Source organism: Streptomyces sp. NPDC093085 (assembly GCF_040683935.1).
In the GTDB taxonomy this organism is placed as follows: Bacteria; Actinomycetota; Actinomycetes; order Streptomycetales; family Streptomycetaceae; genus Streptomyces.
Genome location: NZ_JBFBFB010000015.1, coordinates 110,782 through 127,214 on the forward strand (window position 1 = coordinate 110,782; position 16,433 = coordinate 127,214).

The 16,433-nt window shown below is 73.7% G+C and carries 13 protein-coding genes; 9 read left to right on the forward strand and 4 right to left on the reverse strand.

Annotated features, from left to right (window positions below):
* The first annotated feature begins 148 nt into the window (after positions 1-148).
* Both AB0O07_RS30740 and AB0O07_RS30745 read left to right on the forward strand, forming a co-directional pair.
* Entirely contained in the window at positions 149-1,729 is a 1,581-nt protein-coding gene (locus AB0O07_RS30740; protein ID WP_365639449.1) for a 3-hydroxyacyl-CoA dehydrogenase, read from the forward strand.
* A complete protein-coding gene (locus tag AB0O07_RS30745) occupies positions 1,726-2,316 on the forward strand; it encodes a TetR/AcrR family transcriptional regulator (RefSeq protein ID WP_365639452.1) in 591 nt (196 codons plus the stop codon). The genes AB0O07_RS30740 and AB0O07_RS30745 overlap by 4 nt, the downstream gene beginning before the upstream one ends.
* Before the next feature lie 48 nt (positions 2,317-2,364).
* Here the strand turns inward: AB0O07_RS30745 and AB0O07_RS30750 are convergent, their stop codons facing one another.
* On the reverse strand, positions 2,365-2,907 hold the full coding sequence (locus AB0O07_RS30750) for an Lrp/AsnC family transcriptional regulator (protein ID WP_365639454.1): 543 nt from the start codon (positions 2,905-2,907) through the stop codon (positions 2,365-2,367).
* A gap of 209 nt (positions 2,908-3,116) precedes the next feature.
* Between AB0O07_RS30750 and pdhA the strand changes: the two genes are divergently transcribed.
* The 7 genes from pdhA (at position 3,117) to AB0O07_RS30785 (ending at position 11,820) form a co-directional block, all read left to right on the forward strand.
* Positions 3,117-4,331: a pyruvate dehydrogenase (acetyl-transferring) E1 component subunit alpha gene (gene pdhA / locus AB0O07_RS30755; protein WP_365639638.1), complete on the forward strand. Its 1,215-nt coding sequence runs from the start codon at positions 3,117-3,119 to the stop codon at positions 4,329-4,331.
* Positions 4,328-5,353 carry an alpha-ketoacid dehydrogenase subunit beta gene (locus AB0O07_RS30760; protein WP_365639456.1) on the forward strand — a complete coding sequence of 342 codons (1,026 nt, stop codon included), beginning with the start codon at positions 4,328-4,330 and terminating at the stop codon, positions 5,351-5,353. Before pdhA ends, AB0O07_RS30760 begins: the two co-directional genes overlap by 4 nt.
* Entirely contained in the window at positions 5,353-6,843 is a 1,491-nt protein-coding gene (locus AB0O07_RS30765) for a dihydrolipoamide acetyltransferase family protein (RefSeq protein WP_365639458.1), read from the forward strand. The genes AB0O07_RS30760 and AB0O07_RS30765 overlap by 1 nt, the downstream gene beginning before the upstream one ends.
* Before the next feature lie 214 nt (positions 6,844-7,057).
* A complete protein-coding gene (locus AB0O07_RS30770) occupies positions 7,058-7,954 on the forward strand; it encodes an NTP transferase domain-containing protein (protein WP_365639460.1) in 897 nt (298 codons plus the stop codon).
* On the forward strand, positions 7,951-9,672 hold the full coding sequence (locus AB0O07_RS30775; protein ID WP_365639462.1) for a molybdopterin molybdotransferase MoeA: 1,722 nt from the start codon (positions 7,951-7,953) through the stop codon (positions 9,670-9,672). The genes AB0O07_RS30770 and AB0O07_RS30775 overlap by 4 nt, the downstream gene beginning before the upstream one ends.
* Positions 9,673-9,692: 20 nt before the next feature.
* Entirely contained in the window at positions 9,693-10,748 is a 1,056-nt protein-coding gene (locus tag AB0O07_RS30780; protein ID WP_365639641.1) for a potassium channel family protein, read from the forward strand.
* 91 nt (positions 10,749-10,839) lie between these two features.
* Positions 10,840-11,820, forward strand: a complete 981-nt coding sequence (locus AB0O07_RS30785; RefSeq protein WP_365639465.1) for an NAD(P)H-quinone oxidoreductase — start codon at positions 10,840-10,842, stop codon at positions 11,818-11,820.
* A 170-nt stretch (positions 11,821-11,990) separates the two neighbouring features.
* Here the strand turns inward: AB0O07_RS30785 and AB0O07_RS30790 are convergent, their stop codons facing one another.
* From AB0O07_RS30790 to AB0O07_RS30800, 3 genes are all read right to left on the reverse strand, one after another.
* The gene (locus AB0O07_RS30790; protein WP_365639468.1) at positions 11,991-12,536 is read right to left on the reverse strand and encodes a bacterial proteasome activator family protein; all 546 of its coding nucleotides are present in this window, start codon (positions 12,534-12,536) and stop codon (positions 11,991-11,993) included.
* A 186-nt stretch (positions 12,537-12,722) separates the two neighbouring features.
* Positions 12,723-15,608: an ABC transporter permease gene (locus tag AB0O07_RS30795; protein ID WP_365639470.1), complete on the reverse strand. Its 2,886-nt coding sequence runs from the start codon at positions 15,606-15,608 to the stop codon at positions 12,723-12,725.
* On the reverse strand, positions 15,605-16,393 hold the full coding sequence (locus tag AB0O07_RS30800) for an ABC transporter ATP-binding protein (RefSeq protein ID WP_365639472.1): 789 nt from the start codon (positions 16,391-16,393) through the stop codon (positions 15,605-15,607). The genes AB0O07_RS30795 and AB0O07_RS30800 overlap by 4 nt, the downstream gene beginning before the upstream one ends.
* Positions 16,394-16,433: the final 40 nt, after the last annotated feature.

Sequence of the window (16,433 nt, forward strand, 5' to 3'; positions counted from 1 at the left end):
GCGCACCCGCGGATGGAGAGGGGTGCGTGGAACGCGGGGACAGGCGCCCCCGGACAGAGTTAGAGTAACCGAACGATCGGTCGGGACAAGGGGAGGCGGGCGATCCTGTGGATAACCCGCCCGCCGTCGACACAGGAGGATTGCGGCCATGACAGCAATCGAGCCCGGCCGCGTCGTCGCGGTCGTCGGCAGCGGCACGATGGGCCAGGGGATAGCCCAGGTGGCGCTGGTCGCCGGCCACCCCGTACGGCTCCACGACGCCGTGCCGGGCCGGGCCGCGGGGGCCGCCGCCACCCTCACGGGCCGGCTGGACCGGCTGGTGGCCAAGGGCCGGCTCGACCCGGCGGAGCGCGACGCCGCCACGGCCCGGCTGCTCCCCGCCGCGGACCTCGCCGAGCTGGCCGACGCCGCGCTCGTCGTCGAGGCGGTCCTGGAGGACCTGCCCGTCAAGCGCGCGCTGTTCGCGGCGCTGGAGGACGTCGTCGGCGACGACTGCCTGCTCGCCACCAACACCTCCTCCCTCTCCGTCACGGCCGTCGCTGGCGCGCTGCGTCGCCCGGAACGCCTGGTGGGCACGCACTTCTTCAACCCGGCGCCGCTCCTGCCCCTGGTGGAGATCGTCAGCGGCCACGCGAGCGGCCCGGAGGCCGTGACCCGCGCGTACGAGACCGTGCGCGCCTGGGGGAAGACGCCGGTGCGCTGTGCCGATACGCCGGGCTTCATCGTCAACCGCGTCGCGCGCCCCTTCTACGCCGAGGCGCTGCGGGTGTACGAGGAGGGCGCCGCCGACCCCGCCACCGTCGACGCGGTCCTGCGCGAGTGCGGCGGCTTCCGGATGGGCCCGTTCGAGCTGACCGATCTGATCGGCCAGGACGTCAACGAGGCCGTGACGCGCTCCGTATGGGAGTCCTTCTTCCACGACCCGAAGTTCACGCCGTCGCTCGCCCAGCGGAGGCTGGTGGAGTCGGGCCGGCTCGGCCGCAAGACGGGCCGGGGGTGGTTCCCGTACGGGGACGGCGCCACCGCCCCCGTACCGCGCACCGAGGAGCCCCGCGAGGCGCCGGAGGAGGTCGGCGCGTACGGGGATCTCGGGCCCGCCGCCGTGCTGCGCGACATGATCGAGGAGGCGGGCGTCAAGGTCACCCCGGAACGCGACCGTGAACGGGGCCGGGGACGCGCCGGTGAACGCGGTCACGGCGGCCACGAGCGGTGTGCTCCGTACGCGGCCGGGGGCTTTCTGCTGCCCGGCGGAACGGCGCTGCGGCTCACCGGCGGCGCGAGCGCGACCTCCGACCCCGCCGGCCCCGCCGTCCATGTCGACCTCGCGCTCGACTACCGCGCCTGCACCCGGATCGCCCTCGCGCCCGGCGCCGACGCCGACCCCATGGATCTGCGGGCCGCCGTCGGGCTCTTCCAGCGGCTCGGCAAGCGGGTCAGCGTCATCGAGGACATCCCGGGCATGATCGTCGCCCGTACCGTCGCCCTCGTCGTCGACCTGGCCCAGGACGCCGCCGGCCGCTCCGTGGCCGGTGCGCGGGACATCGACACCGCCATGAAGCTCGGCGTGAACTACCCTGGCGGACCCGGCGAGTGGTGCGACCGGCTCACTTCCCGGTGGGTCCGGTCCTTCCTGTCGGCCATGGACGGCGTGTATCCCGGCGGCCGGTACGCCCCGTCCACGGCACTGACCCGCCGTGCCGACACCGAAGCGAAGCAGGGGCGTTCATGACCACCGCCAAACGCGACACCTACACACCGGAGACGCTGCTGGCCGTGGCCGTCCGGGTCTTCAACGAACGCGGCTACGACGGCACCTCCATGGAGCACCTCTCCAAGGCCGCCGGAATCTCCAAGTCCTCGATATACCACCATGTGGTCGGCAAGGAGGAGCTGCTGCGCAGGGCCGTGAACCGTGCCCTGGACGGTCTCTTCGGCATCCTTGAGGAGGAGGGCGCGACGCGCGGCAGGGCCGTGGACCGGGTGGAGTACGTCACCCGGCGCATGGTCGGGGTCCTCATCGCCGAGCTGCCTTATGTGACGCTGCTTCTGCGGGTCAGAGGCAACACCCAGACCGAACGCTGGGCCATGGAACGGCGCAGGGAGTTCGACCAGCGGGTCGCCGGACTCCTCAGGGCCGCCGTCGCCGAGGGGGATCTGCGCGCCGATGTGGACACCAAGCTGGCCACCAGGCTGCTCTTCGGGATGGTGAACTCCCTGGTGGAGTGGTACCGGCCGCACGCCGCCGGCGGCTACGGGCGCGACCAGGTCGCCGACGCCGTCGTACGGCTGGCCTTCGACGGGCTGCGGACGTCCTAGCGGCGGGCCGCGTACGTCCTCCCCCGATACCCGGGTACGTCCGCACCGCTAGAGGGGCGGCAGGCCGTCCTCCGCCACGCCGCCGGCCGTGCCCGTTCCGGCCCCCGCCCCCGGGTCCAGGTCCGTCTCCTCGAAGACCAGCAGCGTACGGGTCGACAGCACCTCCGGAATCGACTGGAGCCGCGTCAGCACCAGCTCGCGCAGGGTCCTGTTGTCCGCGGTGTGCACCAGCAGCAGGACATCGAAGTCCCCGCTGACCAGAGCGATATGGGTGGCCCCCGGCAACTGCTGGAGCTGCTCGCGCACCGTGCGCCAGGAGTTCTGGACGATCTTCAGCGTGATGTACGCGGAAGCCCCCTGACCGGCCCGTTCATGGTCGACCCTGGCACTGAACCCCCGGATCACCCCGTCGTCGATCAGCCGGTTGATCCGCGCGTACGCGTTGGCGCGCGAGACATGGACGCGCTCGGCGACCGACCGTATCGAGGCACGGCCGTCCGTTTGCAGGATCCGCAGGATGTCCCGGTCGATGGCGTCCAGCGGACGCGGCGGCGGCTCCTGCTCGGCGGGCCGTTCCGTGCCGTCGGCCATTTGTTCAGCTCCCCTGTCTCCCGGGCTCCCCGCCATGGACGGCCTGCGTCCATCCCAGGCCGTGGAGAACCGTTTGTCCACAGGCTGGAGGCGTGTGTAGCCAAAATGGCCCGACGACCGAACAATCGGTAGGGAGAGGGGGGCGCCGCGATCCGGCGCGCTCCGCCCGTTCGCCCCGACGAGGAGGTGCACGCGTGAAGAAGAGCAGCATGCCGGTCCAGGACACACCACCGGTCCAGGGCACACCGGTTCAGGACACGCCGGTCCAGGGACTGCCCGCCGCCGCGGCCCGTCCGCCCGTTCCGCCACCGGCCTGGCGGCCGCGGACCGATCCCGCACCGCTGCTCCCCGACCCCGAGCCGTACCGTGTGCTCGGTACGGACGCCGTGGCCGGGGCCGACCCCGCGCTGCTGCTGCGGCTCTACACCGAGCTGGTACGGGGCCGCAGGTACAACGCGCAGGCCACGGCGCTGACCAAGCAGGGCAGGCTCGCCGTCTACCCGTCCAGCACCGGCCAGGAGGCCTGCCAGGTCGCCGCGGCGCTCGCGCTGCGGGAGCGCGACTGGCTCTTCCCCAGCTACCGCGACACGCTCGCCGCCGTGGCGCGCGGGCTCGACCCGGTGCGGGCGCTGACGCTGCTGCGCGGCGACTGGCACACCGGCTACGACCCGCGTGAGCACCGGATCGCGCCGCTCTCCACCCCGCTGGCCACCCAGTTGCCGCACGCCGTGGGGCTCGCGCACGCCGCCCGGCTCCAGGGCGACGAGGTCGCCGCGCTCGCCCTGGTCGGCGACGGCGGCACCAGCGAGGGCGACTTCCACGAGGCGCTGAACTTCGCCGCCGTATGGCGCGCCCCGGTCGTCTTCCTCGTCCAGAACAACGGTTTCGCGATCTCCGTGCCGCTCGCCAAGCAGACCGCGGCGCCCTCCCTGGCCCACAAGGCGGTCGGGTACGGCATGCCGGGCCGCCTGGTCGACGGGAACGACGTGGTGGCGGTCCACGAGGTGGTCGGCGAGGCGCTGGACCGAGCCCGCTCCGGTGGCGGCCCCACGCTGATCGAGGCGGTCACGTACCGTCTCGACGCGCATACGAACGCCGACGACGCGACGCGCTACCGGGAGCGGGACGAGGTGGAGAGCTGGCGGGCGCACGACCCGGTGCGGCTGCTGGAGCGCGAGCTGACGGGGCGCGGGGTGCTCGACGAGGAGGGTGTCAGGAGGGCGGCGGAGTCGGCCGAGACGATGGCGGCGCGGCTGCGCGAGCGGATGAACGAGGACCCGGTGCTCGACCCGATGGAGCTGTTCGCGCACGTCTACGCCGAGCGGACCGCGCAACTCCGCGAGCAGGAGGCCCAGCTCAGGGCCGAGCTGGAGGCCGCCGCGGAGTCGGACGCGGCCGGCGAAGGGGCCGGTGAGCGGCGATGACCGGGACAGTTGCCGAGCGGGCCGCCGTCGCAGCGGCCCCCACGACGATGGCGCAGGCGCTCCGGCGCGCGCTGCGCGACGCGATGGCCGAGGATCCGGCGGTCCATGTCCTCGGCGAGGACGTGGGCACGCTCGGCGGGGTCTTCCGGATCACCGACGGGCTCGCTGCCGAATTCGGGGACGAGCGGTGCACGGACACGCCGCTCGCCGAGGCGGGCATCCTGGGGACGGCCGTCGGGATGGCGATGTACGGGCTGCGGCCGGTCGTGGAGATGCAGTTCGACGCCTTCGCCTATCCGTCGTTCGAACAACTCGTCAGCCATGTGGCCAGGATGCGCAACCGTACGCGGGGCGCGCTGCCGCTGCCGATCACGGTGCGGGTGCCGTACGGGGGCGGGATCGGCGGGGTCGAGCACCACAGCGACTCCTCCGAGGCGTACTACATGGCGACGCCCGGCCTCCATGTCGTCACCCCCGCCACGGTCGAGGACGCCTACGGGCTGCTGCGGGCCGCCATCGCCTCCGACGACCCGGTGGTCTTCCTGGAGCCCAAGCGGCTCTACTGGTCGAAGGCGGCGTGGTCGCCGGAGGCGCCGGCGGCCGTCGGGCCGATCGGGCGCGCCGTCGTCCGGCGCCGGGGCTCCAGCGCCACGCTCCTCACCTACGGTCCTTCGGTCCCGGTCTGTCTGGAGGCGGCGGAGGCGGCCCGTGCGGAAGGGTGGGACCTGGAGGTCGTCGACCTGCGCTCGCTGGTGCCGTTCGACGACGAGACGGTGGCGGAATCCGTGCGCCGTACGGGGCGGGCGGTCGTCGTCCACGAGTCGACGGGCTTCGGCGGGCCTGGCGGGGAGATCGCCGCGCGGGTCACCGAGCGCTGCTTCCACCATCTGGAGGCGCCGGTCCTGCGGGTGGCCGGATTCGACATTCCGTATCCGCCGCCCATGCTGGAGAGGCACCATCTTCCGGGAGTGGACCGGGTGCTGGACGCGGTAGCGCGGCTCCAGTGGGAGACGGAGAGCTGATGGCGCAGGTGCTGGAATTCAAACTGCCTGACCTCGGTGAAGGGCTGACCGGGGCGGAGATCGTCCACTGGCTGGTGTCGGTGGGGGATGTGGTCGCCGTCGATCAGCCGGTCGTGGAGGTCGAGACCGCCAAGGCGATGGTCGAGGTGCCCTGCCCCTACGGGGGCGTGGTGACGGCGCGCTTCGGCGAGGAGGGGACGGAGCTGCCGGTCGGGGCGCCGCTGCTGACGGTGGCGGTCGGCGCGCCGGAATCCGGGGCGGACGCGTCTTCTCCGGCCCCCTCCGCGGGCCCTTCTCAGGCCGCCTCTCCGCCCGCCTCTCCTTCTTCCCCTTCCTCTCCCTCTGCTTCCCGTTCTTCAGGTGCCTCCTCGGCCTCTTCGGGCGGGGACGGGGCGTCGGGGAACGTGCTCGTCGGGTACGGCACGGGCGCGCCGGCCGCCCGCAGGCGCCGGGTCAGGCCGTGGGGCGACGTCCGTACCGGCCCGCACGCCGTCCCGAGCGGGGCGGCGAACGGGCCGGGGGCGGCCGGGGCGGCGGTGGCGGGGCCGGTCGCGGTCGTCTCGCCGCTGGTGCGCAGGCTCGCCCGGGAGCACGGCGTCGATCTGCGGGCGCTCACCGGTACCGGCCGGGACGGGCTGATCCTGCGGTGCGATGTCGAACGCGCGATACGGGACGGCGTCCCCGTGGCCGCCGTGGTCTCCGTGGCCCCCGCGCCTCCGGGCGTGCCGCCGCGGCCCGTGGCGCCGCCCGCCGCCGCGCCGCGGCCGCCCGCGCGGGCGCGGAGCTCCGTGGTGGCGCCCGGTGCCACGCGGGTGCCGCTGCGGGGGGTACGGGGCGCGGTCGCGGAGAAGCTGACCCGCAGCCGCCAGGAGATCCCGGACGCCACCTGCTGGGTCGACGCGGACGCCACGGAGCTGCTGGCGACCCGTACGGCGATGAACGCGGCGGGCGGGCCGAGGATCTCGCTGATCGCGCTCTTCGCCCGGATCTGCACGGCCGCGCTCGCCCGGCACCCCGAGCTGAACTCCACCGTGGACACGGCCGCGCGGGAGATCGTGCGGCTGCCCGAGGTGCACCTCGGCTTCGCCGCGCAGACCGAACGGGGGCTGGTCGTCCCGGTCGTACGGGAGGCGCACACCCGCTCCGTGGAGTCGCTGAGCGAGGAGTTCGCGCGGCTCACGGAGGCGGGCCGGGCCGGTGCGCTGACGCCCCGGGAGCTGACGGGCGGCACGTTCACGCTCAACAACTACGGGGTCTTCGGCGTCGACGGCTCCACGCCGATCCTCAACCACCCCGAGGCGGCCATGCTCGGCATCGGCCGTATCGCCCCCAAACCCTGGGTGCACGAGGGCGGGCTGGCGGTCCGTCACGTCGTCCAGCTCTCGCTCACCTTCGACCACCGGGTCTGCGACGGCGGTACGGCGGGCGGCTTCCTGCGGTACGTGGCGGACTGCGTCGAACAGCCGGCGGTGCTGCTGCGCGCGCTGTAGCGGGGCGGGACCGGTCGGTACGGGGCCACCAGGGGCGCCGGCCCGGAGCGCGCCCGGACGGTGGCGGCCCCGGCCCCGGACCCAGGCCCGGCCCCGGGCCTGGGCCCGGGCCTGGGTCCGGGGCCGCCACAGGCGCAGGCGGGGAAGCGGCCGGCGAAGAAGATACGGCGACCTGCCGTGCCGCGAACTGGTGGGCACGGCACATAATGCAGCCATGACCGCGTATTCCGCGTATGACGCCATCGTGCTCGCCGGAGGCGCCGCCAGACGGCTCGGCGGCGTCGACAAGCCCGGGGTACGGGTCGGCGGCCGGGCGCTGCTCGACCGGGTGCTCGCCGCGTGCGACGGGGCCGCCGACACGGTGGTCGTGGGCGGGCGGCGCCCGACGGCCCGGCCGGTCCGCTGGGCGCGCGAGGAGCCGCCGGGCGGCGGGCCGCTCGCCGCGCTCGACGCGGGGGTGCGTGCGGTACGGCGTGATGCCCGGACCGTGGTCGTCCTCTCCGCCGACCTGCCGTTCCTCTCCCGGGCGACCGTGCGGCGGCTGGTCGACGCGCTCGACGGGAGCGGCGCGGAGGCGGCGCTGCTCACCGACGCGGACGGGCGGGACCAGCCGCTGGTGGCGGCGTACCGCGCGGAGCCGCTGCGCCGCGAGATCGCCCTGCTCGCCACGGAGTACGGCAGCCTCGGCGGGCTCCCGCTGCGGCTGCTCGCCCAGGAACTCGGCCTGACCCGGGTCGACGCGGGGCCGCTCGCCTCCTTCGACTGTGACACCTGGGAGGACGTCTCCGCGGCGCGGGCCCGGATCAGGGAGCATGGGACCGTGCTGGACGAATGGATCACCGCAGTCAAGGACGAACTCGCCATCGAGCTGGACGTCGACGTCAAGGTCCTCCTGGACCTCGCCCGCGATGCCGCGCACGGCGTCGCCCGGCCCGCCGCCCCGCTGACGACCTTCCTGGTCGGCTACGCGGCGGCCAAGGCCGGCGGAGACGGCCCCGAAGCCGTCGCGGAAGCCGCCCGCAAGGCCGCGGCGCTGGCCCAGCGCTGGGCGGCCGAGGCCGCGACCCCGGGCGACGACACGGGCGGCGCCAAGGGGGCCGACGCAGGATGACCGCCCATGACCGCGAGCGCCCCGGCCCCGCGAAGCGCCCCCGGGCCACCCGCTCCCCCCGCCCCCGCAAGCCCGCCCCGGAGACGGCCCCGGACCCCGACCCCGACGATGCCCCGGCCCCCGACCCCGACGATGCCCCGGCCCCCGAGGCCGACGACGGCAGCGACGACGCCCTGAACCTGGTCGGCCGCAACCGCCCCGCAGGCGCTGCGGGCTGCCGCACCGACCAGGCCGATCAGGGCACACGTACGGGCCGTACCGGCTCGTCCCGGAAAGCCGGGGCCGAAGGGGCCGCCGGGGCCGACGCGGGCTCGGCGGCCGGGCGGGGCGCTGTCCCGGGATCCGGCCCGCGCACCGAGGGCGGAATCGACGGGGTCGATGATGTCCTGGCCCTGGTCGGTCGGGATCGGGGCCGTGAGGCGTCTCGGAGGCGGGGGGAGAGCGGTGGCGGGCGCGCTGCCGGAACAGCCGCATCCGCGGAGGGGCGTTCCGTGAACCGGCACCGAGGAATGGCCTGGGCCGAGGCCCGGGCGCTCGCGGGGCGGGTTGTGGGGGTGTCCGGGCGCGTCGAGCGGGTCTCCCTGGAGCGTGCGCTCGGACGTGCGCTCGCCGAGCCGCTGGTCGCGCTCACCGATCTGCCGCCCTTCGACACCTCGGCCATGGACGGCTGGGCGGTCGCCGGGCCCGGGCCCTGGGGGGTACGGGGTGACGGCGATGGCGGGCACGGACTGCTCGCGGGCCAGGTCTCCGACGCGCGGCTCCCCGACGGCTCCGCGGTACGGATCGCCACCGGCGCCCGTATCCCGCCCGACGCGACCGCCGTGGTCCGCAGCGAGCACGCCCGTACCGACGCCGCCGGGTATCTCCACGCCCGGCGCGCCGTCACCCAGGGCCAGGACATCCGCCCGCGCGGTCAGGAGTGCCGCTCCGGCGAGCGCCTGCTGCCGGCCGGTTCCGTGATCACCCCCGCCGTGCTCGGCCTCGCGGCGGCGGCCGGATACGACGATGTGCCCGCCATCCCGCGCCCCCGCGTCGAGGTGCTGGTCCTCGGCGATGAACTGCTCGCCGAAGGGCTCCCCCACGACGGGCTGATCCGCGACGCCCTCGGCCCCCTGATCGCGCCCTGGCTGCGCGCCCTCGGCGCCGATGTCACCGCCACCCGCCAGCTCCGCGACGACGCCGAAGCCCTGCGCCGCGCCGTCGCCAGGTCCACGGCCGACCTGGTCATCACCACGGGGGGCACGGCCGCCGGTCCTGTCGACCATGTCCATACGGTGCTTCAGCGCATCGGTGCCGAACCCCTGGTGGACGGGGTCGCCGTACGCCCCGGCCACCCCATGCTGCTGGCGCGGCGGGCGCCGGGACGGCTCTTCGTCGGGCTCCCCGGCAACCCGCTCGCCGCGGTCTCCGGGCTCCTCACCCTGGTCGAGCCGGTGCTCCGCGCGCTCGCGGGCAGGGCGCCGAGGACGCCGTACCACGTACCGGTACGGGACGCGGTGCACGGGCACCCGTCCGACACCCGGCTGATCCCCTTCGCCCACCGGGACGAAGGACTCGTACCGCTGCGATTCAGCGGTCCGGCCATGCTGCGCGGTATCGCCGTCGCGGACGGGCTCGCGGTGGTGAAGCCCGGTGGTGCGCGGCCGGGCGACGATCTGGAAGTGCTCGACCTGCCGTGGAACGCCACGGCATCGGTCGATGGAGGGTGTTTCACGTGAAACTTCCCGGCCAGGATGCGATGGCCCGGCGTGCGGACGAGTATCTGATCACCGCCCGGGTGAAGCTGCCGCGTCGCAGAGCGGTGGCTCCGCTGCGCCAGGTCACCCGGCGCCTGCTGATGGCGCTCTTCGTGCTCGCGCTGACGGTCTTCCTCGTCTACATCGACAAGGAGGGCTACCACGACAACGCGGACGAGTCCGTCGACTTCCTCGACTCCGTCTACTACGCGACCGTCACGCTCTCCACGACGGGGTACGGCGACATCGTCCCGTACAGCGACAGCGCCCGGCTGGTGAATATCCTGCTCGTGACCCCGCTGCGGGTCTGCTTCCTCATCATCCTGGTCGGAACCACTCTCGAAGTCCTCACGGAACGCACCCGCGAGGAGTGGCGGCTGAACCGCTGGAGGTCCAACTTGCGTGACCACACCGTCATCGTCGGATATGGCACCAAGGGGCGCTCCGCGATACAGACGCTCTGCGCCACGGGGCTGAAGAAGGAACAGATCGTCGTCGTCGACCCGTCGAACAAGGTGATCGACGCGGCCAACGCGGAGGGTTTCGTGGGGGTCGTCGGCGACGCCACCCGGAGCGATGTGCTCCTGCGCGCCGAACTCCAGCGCGCCCGCCAGGTCGTCATCGCCACGCAGCGCGACGACACGGCGGTGCTGGTGGCCCTGACCGCACGTCAGCTCAACCGGGGGGCGAAGATCGTCGCGGCGGTGCGCGAGGAGGAGAACGCGCCGCTGCTGCGCCAGTCCGGCGCGGACGCCGTGATCACCAGCGCGAGCGCCGCCGGCCGGCTGCTCGGGCTCTCCGTGCTCAGCCCCAGCGCCGGTACGGTGATGGAGGATCTGATCCAGCAGGGCAGCGGTCTCGACCTGGTCGAACGCCCGGTGATAAAGGCCGAGGTGGGGCGGAACGTACGGGAGACGGACGACCTGGTGGTGAGCGTGCTGCGCGGACACCGGCTGCTCGGGTACGACGACCCGGCCGCGAGCCCGCTCCAGCTCACCGACCGTCTGATCACCATCGTCCGGGCGACGAGCCCTACGGAGTCGCATCTCCCTTCCTGAGCGGAGGAGGCCGCCCTTCCCGGCCATGAGGTCCCGCCTCTCCCGCCCGCCTCAGGGGTGGCCTCCCGGCCTCAGGGGTAGCCTCGCGGCCATGCATGCGATCACGATTCCGGAACCCGGTGGCCCCGACGCGCTCGTCTGGGCCGAGGTCCCCGACCCCGTACCCGCCGAGGGGGAGGTGCTGGTCGAGGTGGTGGCCGGCGCCGTCAACCGCGCCGACCTGCTCCAGCGTCAGGGCTTCTACGACCCGCCGCCCGGCGCCTCCCCTTACCCCGGGCTGGAGTGCGCGGGCCGGATCACGGAGGTGGGGCCCGGTGTCGCCGGGTGGGCCGTGGGCGACGAGGTGTGCGCCCTGCTGGCGGGCGGCGGCTACGCCGAGCGGGTGGCCGTACCCGCCGGGCAGCTCCTGCCCGTACCGGAGGGGGTGGAGCTGGCCACCGCGGCGGCGCTGCCCGAGGTGGCCACGACGGTCTGGTCCAACGCGTTCATGATCGCCCACCTCAGGCCGGGCGAGACCATCCTCGTGCACGGCGGCGCCAGCGGCATCGGCACGATGGCGATCCAGCTCGCCAAGGCGGTCGGCGCGCGGGTCGCGGTCACGGCGGGCGGCCCCGAGAAGCTGGCCCGCTGCGCGGAGCTGGGCGCGGACATCCTGATCGACTACCGCGAGCAGGACTTCGTGGCGGAGATCCAGGAGGCCACGGAGGGCGCGGGGGCCGATGTGATCCTCGACATCGTCGGCGCCAAGTATCTGGAGCGGAACGTACGGGCGCTCGCCGTCAACGGCCGCCTCGCGGTGATCGGCCTCCAGGGCGGGGTGAAGGGCGAACTCGACCTCGGCGCCCTGCTGGGCAAGCGGGCCGCGATCACCGCGACCTCGCTGCGCGCCCGCCCGCTCGCCGAGAAGGCCGCCATCGTCGCGGCCGTACGGGAGCATGTCTGGCCGCTGATCGCGCGCGGCCAGGTCCGGCCGGTGGTGGACCGTACGCTGCCGATGGAGCGGGCGGCGGACGCGCACCGGGCGTTGGAGAGCGGTACCCATATCGGGAAGGTGCTGCTCGTCACCGCCTGAAGCCCGTGGGGCGTACGGGGCCCACGGGGCCTGCGGGGTGTACGGGGCCTACGGGCCTGCGGGGCGTGCGGGCCTGCGGGGTGTACGGGACCGCGCGGCCTACAGGGGGCGTACGAGGGCGCGGTCCGGCGCGCGGTGGTGCGCCGGACCGTGACCCCGGGGGGTACGGCTCAGAGGTACGGGCCCGAGCGGACCGCCCCGTGCCCCGGCTCGGCCTCGTCCTCCGGGACCGTGCCGGGCGGCAGCGCGCGCCGCATCTGCTCCAACTGGGCCCTGGCCGCCATCTGCTGGGCGAACAGCGCCGTCTGGATCCCGTGGAAGAGGCCCTCCAGCCACCCCACGAGCTGGGCCTGCGCGATGCGCAGCTCCGCCTCGGAGGGGATCGCCTCGTCGGTGAAGGGGAGCGACAGCCGCTCCAGCTCCTCCACCAGCTCGGGGGCGAGCCCGTCCTCCAGCTCCTTGACCGAACCGGCGTGGATCTCCTTGAGCCGCACCCGGCTGGCCTCGTCCAGAGGAGCCGCGCGCACCTCCTCCAGCAACTGCTTGATCATGCTGCCGATGCGCATGACCTTCGCGGGCTGTTCCACCATGTCCGTCACCGGGATCTCACGCGCCTCGGCATCGGCCCCACCGCCGCCGCCGAGCGCCATCCCGTCCTGTCCCACCACCAGGACATGGGGGCTCTCCTGCGACCGTTCGTTCCTCGGCATCTCCATGCGGTCCATTGTCTCGCACAAGTGCGTCAGCACGCGCGTGCCCCCGTACGGAGACGGACGGTCTCCGTACGGGGGCACGGCCGGGTGGCCCGGCGTCACGCGGCCGGTGCCGCCCGGGGCACGCGTCCCGGTGCGCCGGGGCAGGGATCCCGGCGCGCCAGGGCTACGCGTCCCGGCGCGCCCGGGTCATGTGGCTTCCCTGCGGCCCAGCGTCCGGTGCGAGCGGGTGACCAGCGCCGCCAGCAGCGCCGCACCCAGCGGGATGACGACCAGCAGGGCGGCCAGCGTGGACCACGGGATGACGATCGGCACGTACGGCGCGCTCTGGCTCGACCCGCTGTTCAGCGCCTCCTGGTACCACCCCTCCCGCTCGCGCAGCTCGGTGAGGCGGAGCCCGACGGCCGGCAGCACCCCGGCCACCGAGCCCAGGACCACCCCCATCGCCGCGACCACACCGCACTGGAACCCGCTGAGCGTCCTGCGCACCCGTCCCGGCGCGCCGACCGCCGCCAGGGTCCGCTGGTCGGCCTCGGCGTCGGCCTGGGCGAGGCCGGTGGCGATGCCGGCCGCGCCGATGGTGACGAGACCGGCGAAGACGGTCAGCGCCAGCAGGACGATGTCGTGCTCGGGGACGAACCCCGCCTCGATCCGCAGGTCGGCCTCGGAGACGCTCTTGTCCAGTTCGGCGTTGAGCTTCTGCTCCTGGGCGCTGGTCGGCTTCGAGCTGGTGGTGTAGTACGCGCCGTACGGGGCGGTGCCGAGCCCCGCGGCCTTCGCGGTGGCCGGGGTCATCAGCAGTTCCAGGCCATAGGCGTTGACGCCGTCGCGGACCTGGTGCACCGGCACGGACGTGATGTCGCCGGGGAGCTCCTTGCTCCGCTCGTCCTGCGCCTTCCGGTAGGCCTGGACGTCGTTGATCACCCGGATGTCGACCTTGTCGCCCTGGGCGACGTTCCGCCGGTCGAAGGAGACGGCCTTGCCCTCCTCCAGCGCCTTCTCCGCCTCCGGGTCGTCGATGCCGAGCACCTTCAGCACCGCGGCGTCGCCGACCAGTGTGTTGCCCGCGGCGGCCATGTAGTAGTCGTTCAGCGCGCAGCGCGGGTCCTTGGCGAGCTTGCGGCGCTCGGCCGTGGTGAACTTGTCCTCCGTGTCGTCCTCCCACAGCGGACACCGGTTGGCCTCGGGGACGAGGATCTCGAACTGCCCGCACCCCTTCTCCTCGCCGTACTGCGAGCAGGTGGGCTTGCCGATGTTGACGCGGTCCACGTCGGCCCGGACGTCGATGGGCAGATTCTTCTCGACGGCCGTGCGCAGCGCGGGCACCTCCCGCCCGTTGCCCTCGGCGACCGAGAGGCTGATCGCACCGGCCGGCAGTTGGGCCACATACCCGGCCTCCGCCTCGGCGTCGCTGCTCGCGGCGTACGTGGAGACCGCGACCGTACCCGCGATGGCGGCGAGCACGGCGGCCACGGCGGGGGCCGTGCGCCCCCGGTTCCGTACGGCGTCCCGCAGCGCCAGTCGCGGCGAGAGCGGCAGCCAGCGGCCGATCCGGCCGAAGAGCCCCACCAGGGCCGGGGTCAGCGCGACCACACCCAGTTCGGCGAGGGCGCTGCCGCCCGCGACGATGACGAACGACTCGGACACCATCGACCCGTACAGGGCGATCGCCGCGCCGCCCGCGATCGCGATCAGCCCGATGACCGGCAGCACCCTGCTGGATCTACGGACCCCGCGGCGGCCGGTCAGCGAGGAGAGGACGGTCTGCCGGGAGGAGGTGATCGCCGGGACGAGCGCGGCGATCAGCCCGGTCACCACGGCGAGCAGTGCGATGGCGAAGAGCTCCAGCGGCCGGATCTCGAAGCCGCCGAACCGCTTGCCGATGTACTCCTCCAGCACGGGGCGGAGCGCGAAGGTGAGGCCGAGCGCGAGGACCGTACCGATGACGGCCGAGGCGACCCCGATCACCAGACCGCCGCTGAGCACGATGGCCCTGATGTGGTGCCGGTCGCCGCCGTTGGCCCCGACCAGGCCGAGCTGACGGCGCGAGCGCCGGGCGCCGACCGCGAAGGCGGGGCCCGCCAGCAGACAGACCTCCAGCATCGCCAGGCCGACGACGGTGCCGATGATGGCCAGTTCGACCTGGCCGAGGCCGCCGCCGCTGTAGTCGGCGTACCCGTCGACCTGGTACAGCGGGACGTCGGAGTCGGCCGGGGGGTCGAGGGCCACGGCCCGCGATATCACCAGGACGCCCTTGGTGTTCGCCTCCTTGACCATGTTCCACGTGAAACCAGCCGAGCCGGCGTTGCTGTCCGAGCCGGCGGAGCCACCGGTACCGGAGCCCTTCAGACTGACCAGGTAGCTGCGCGTGATGCCCCAGCTCATCAGGCTCTCGGCCTTCAGCGCCTGGTCCAGCGGTTCCAGCAGCGCGCCGGGAAGAGCGTTGACCTCACTGCTGTGCAGGTCGCTCGGCAGCTCGTACGAGCCCACGATCCGGTACTCGGCGTCCAGCCCGCGGGCGGCCAGTTTCGAACCGACCTTCAGCCCGCTCTCCTCCAGGAAGCGCGTGGTCACGGCGGTTTCGCCGCTCTTCTCGGGGAAGCGGCCCTTGACCAGGGTCATGATGCCCCGGGCGACCGGGTCGGTGGCCTTCAGCTCCCGGATGTTCGCGTTGAGCGAGCCGTATTCGGTACGGAACTTCCCCGTCCCCTGGTCGTCCCGCACGGCGGTGGCACCGGCCGGCAGGGCCTTCAGGATGTCGGTCTCCTGGTCCTCCTCCGGCAGGCCGCCCTCTTCCTTTCCCTTCGCCGGTTGGTAATTGTCGCCGGCCGGATTCTGGAAAATGGCGGCGTCGCCGTATCCGGCGGTGAGGCGGGCATCGGCGGCGCCCAGCTCCCGGTCCATGGTCTGGGCGGTGGAGAGCTCGGAGCTGCGTACGGTCAGGTCCAGGGCGGACACACCGAGGATGGGCAGCGCGATCATGGCCAGGACAAGGACGCTGCGGCCCTTGTGGCGTACGGCGTCGCGGCGGGCGATACGGAGCGCGGCGCGCCAGGAGTGGTACCAGGCGTTCACCGGTCGGCCGCCTGACCCGAGAGGAGCGAGTCCGCGTCGCTGCGCAGGGTCTGGTCCACGACGGAGCCGTCCCGCAGGAAGACCACCCGGTCCGCCCAGGCGGCGAAGCGCGGCTCGTGGGTGACCAGGACCCCGGCGGCGCCGGCGTCGCAGCGGGCCCGGAGCAGCCCGAGCACGGCCTCGCCGGTGTCGGAGTCGAGGGCGCCGGTCGGCTCGTCGGCGAGGACGAGACGCCGCTCGCCGACGAGCGCGCGGCCGAGGGCGACGCGCTGCTGCTGGCCGCCGGACATCTCGTCGGGGAAGCGGTCGGCGAGCTGTCCGAGGTTCATCTCGGCGAGCGCGGCGAGCGCCTGGACGCGCGCCTTGCGGGCGGAGACCCCGTCCAGTTCGAGGGGGAGCGCGATGTTCTCGGCGGCGGTGAGGGCGGGGATCAGGTTGTAGTCCTGGAAGACGTAGCCGACGCTGCGGCGGCGCAGGGCCGAGAGCGTCTTGCGGTCGGCGGTGGTGATGTCGGTGCCCTCGATGATCACGCTGCCGGAGGTGGGCAGGTCGAGGCCGCCCGCGATGGTCAGCATGGTGGACTTGCCGGAGCCCGAGGGGCCCATGACGGCGACGAGTTCACCGGGGAAGACATCGAGGTTGATCCCGCGCAGGGCGTGCACCTCGGTGGCGCCGCTGCCGTGCACGCGGGTCAGGTTCTGGAGCCGCAGGACGGGGCTCCGGCCCGAGTCGGCGTCCCGCTGTTGCCGGTAGGGCTGGTGTGGCTGATGTGACTCGCTGGGCATGGGTCCCCCTAGGGATGTGATGGGTGCGGTAGTGGCGTGA

Excerpts from the sequence above, each read along its gene's own strand:
- AB0O07_RS30740 (WP_365639449.1), top strand. The coding sequence starts at position 149 with ATGACAGCAATCGAGCCCGGCCGCGTCGTCGCGGTCGTCGGCAGCGGC.
- AB0O07_RS30745 (WP_365639452.1), top strand. The coding sequence starts at position 1,726 with ATGACCACCGCCAAACGCGACACCTACACACCGGAGACGCTGCTGGCC.
- AB0O07_RS30750 (WP_365639454.1), bottom strand. The coding sequence starts at position 2,907 with ATGGCCGACGGCACGGAACGGCCCGCCGAGCAGGAGCCGCCGCCGCGT.
- pdhA (WP_365639638.1), top strand. The coding sequence starts at position 3,117 with ATGCCGGTCCAGGACACACCACCGGTCCAGGGCACACCGGTTCAGGAC.
- AB0O07_RS30760 (WP_365639456.1), top strand. The coding sequence starts at position 4,328 with ATGACCGGGACAGTTGCCGAGCGGGCCGCCGTCGCAGCGGCCCCCACG.
- AB0O07_RS30765 (WP_365639458.1), top strand. The coding sequence starts at position 5,353 with ATGGCGCAGGTGCTGGAATTCAAACTGCCTGACCTCGGTGAAGGGCTG.
- AB0O07_RS30770 (WP_365639460.1), top strand. The coding sequence starts at position 7,058 with ATGACCGCGTATTCCGCGTATGACGCCATCGTGCTCGCCGGAGGCGCC.
- AB0O07_RS30775 (WP_365639462.1), top strand. The coding sequence starts at position 7,951 with ATGACCGCCCATGACCGCGAGCGCCCCGGCCCCGCGAAGCGCCCCCGG.
- AB0O07_RS30780 (WP_365639641.1), top strand. The coding sequence starts at position 9,693 with ATGGCCCGGCGTGCGGACGAGTATCTGATCACCGCCCGGGTGAAGCTG.
- AB0O07_RS30785 (WP_365639465.1), top strand. The coding sequence starts at position 10,840 with ATGCATGCGATCACGATTCCGGAACCCGGTGGCCCCGACGCGCTCGTC.
- AB0O07_RS30790 (WP_365639468.1), bottom strand. The coding sequence starts at position 12,536 with ATGGAGATGCCGAGGAACGAACGGTCGCAGGAGAGCCCCCATGTCCTG.
- AB0O07_RS30800 (WP_365639472.1), bottom strand. The coding sequence starts at position 16,393 with ATGCCCAGCGAGTCACATCAGCCACACCAGCCCTACCGGCAACAGCGG.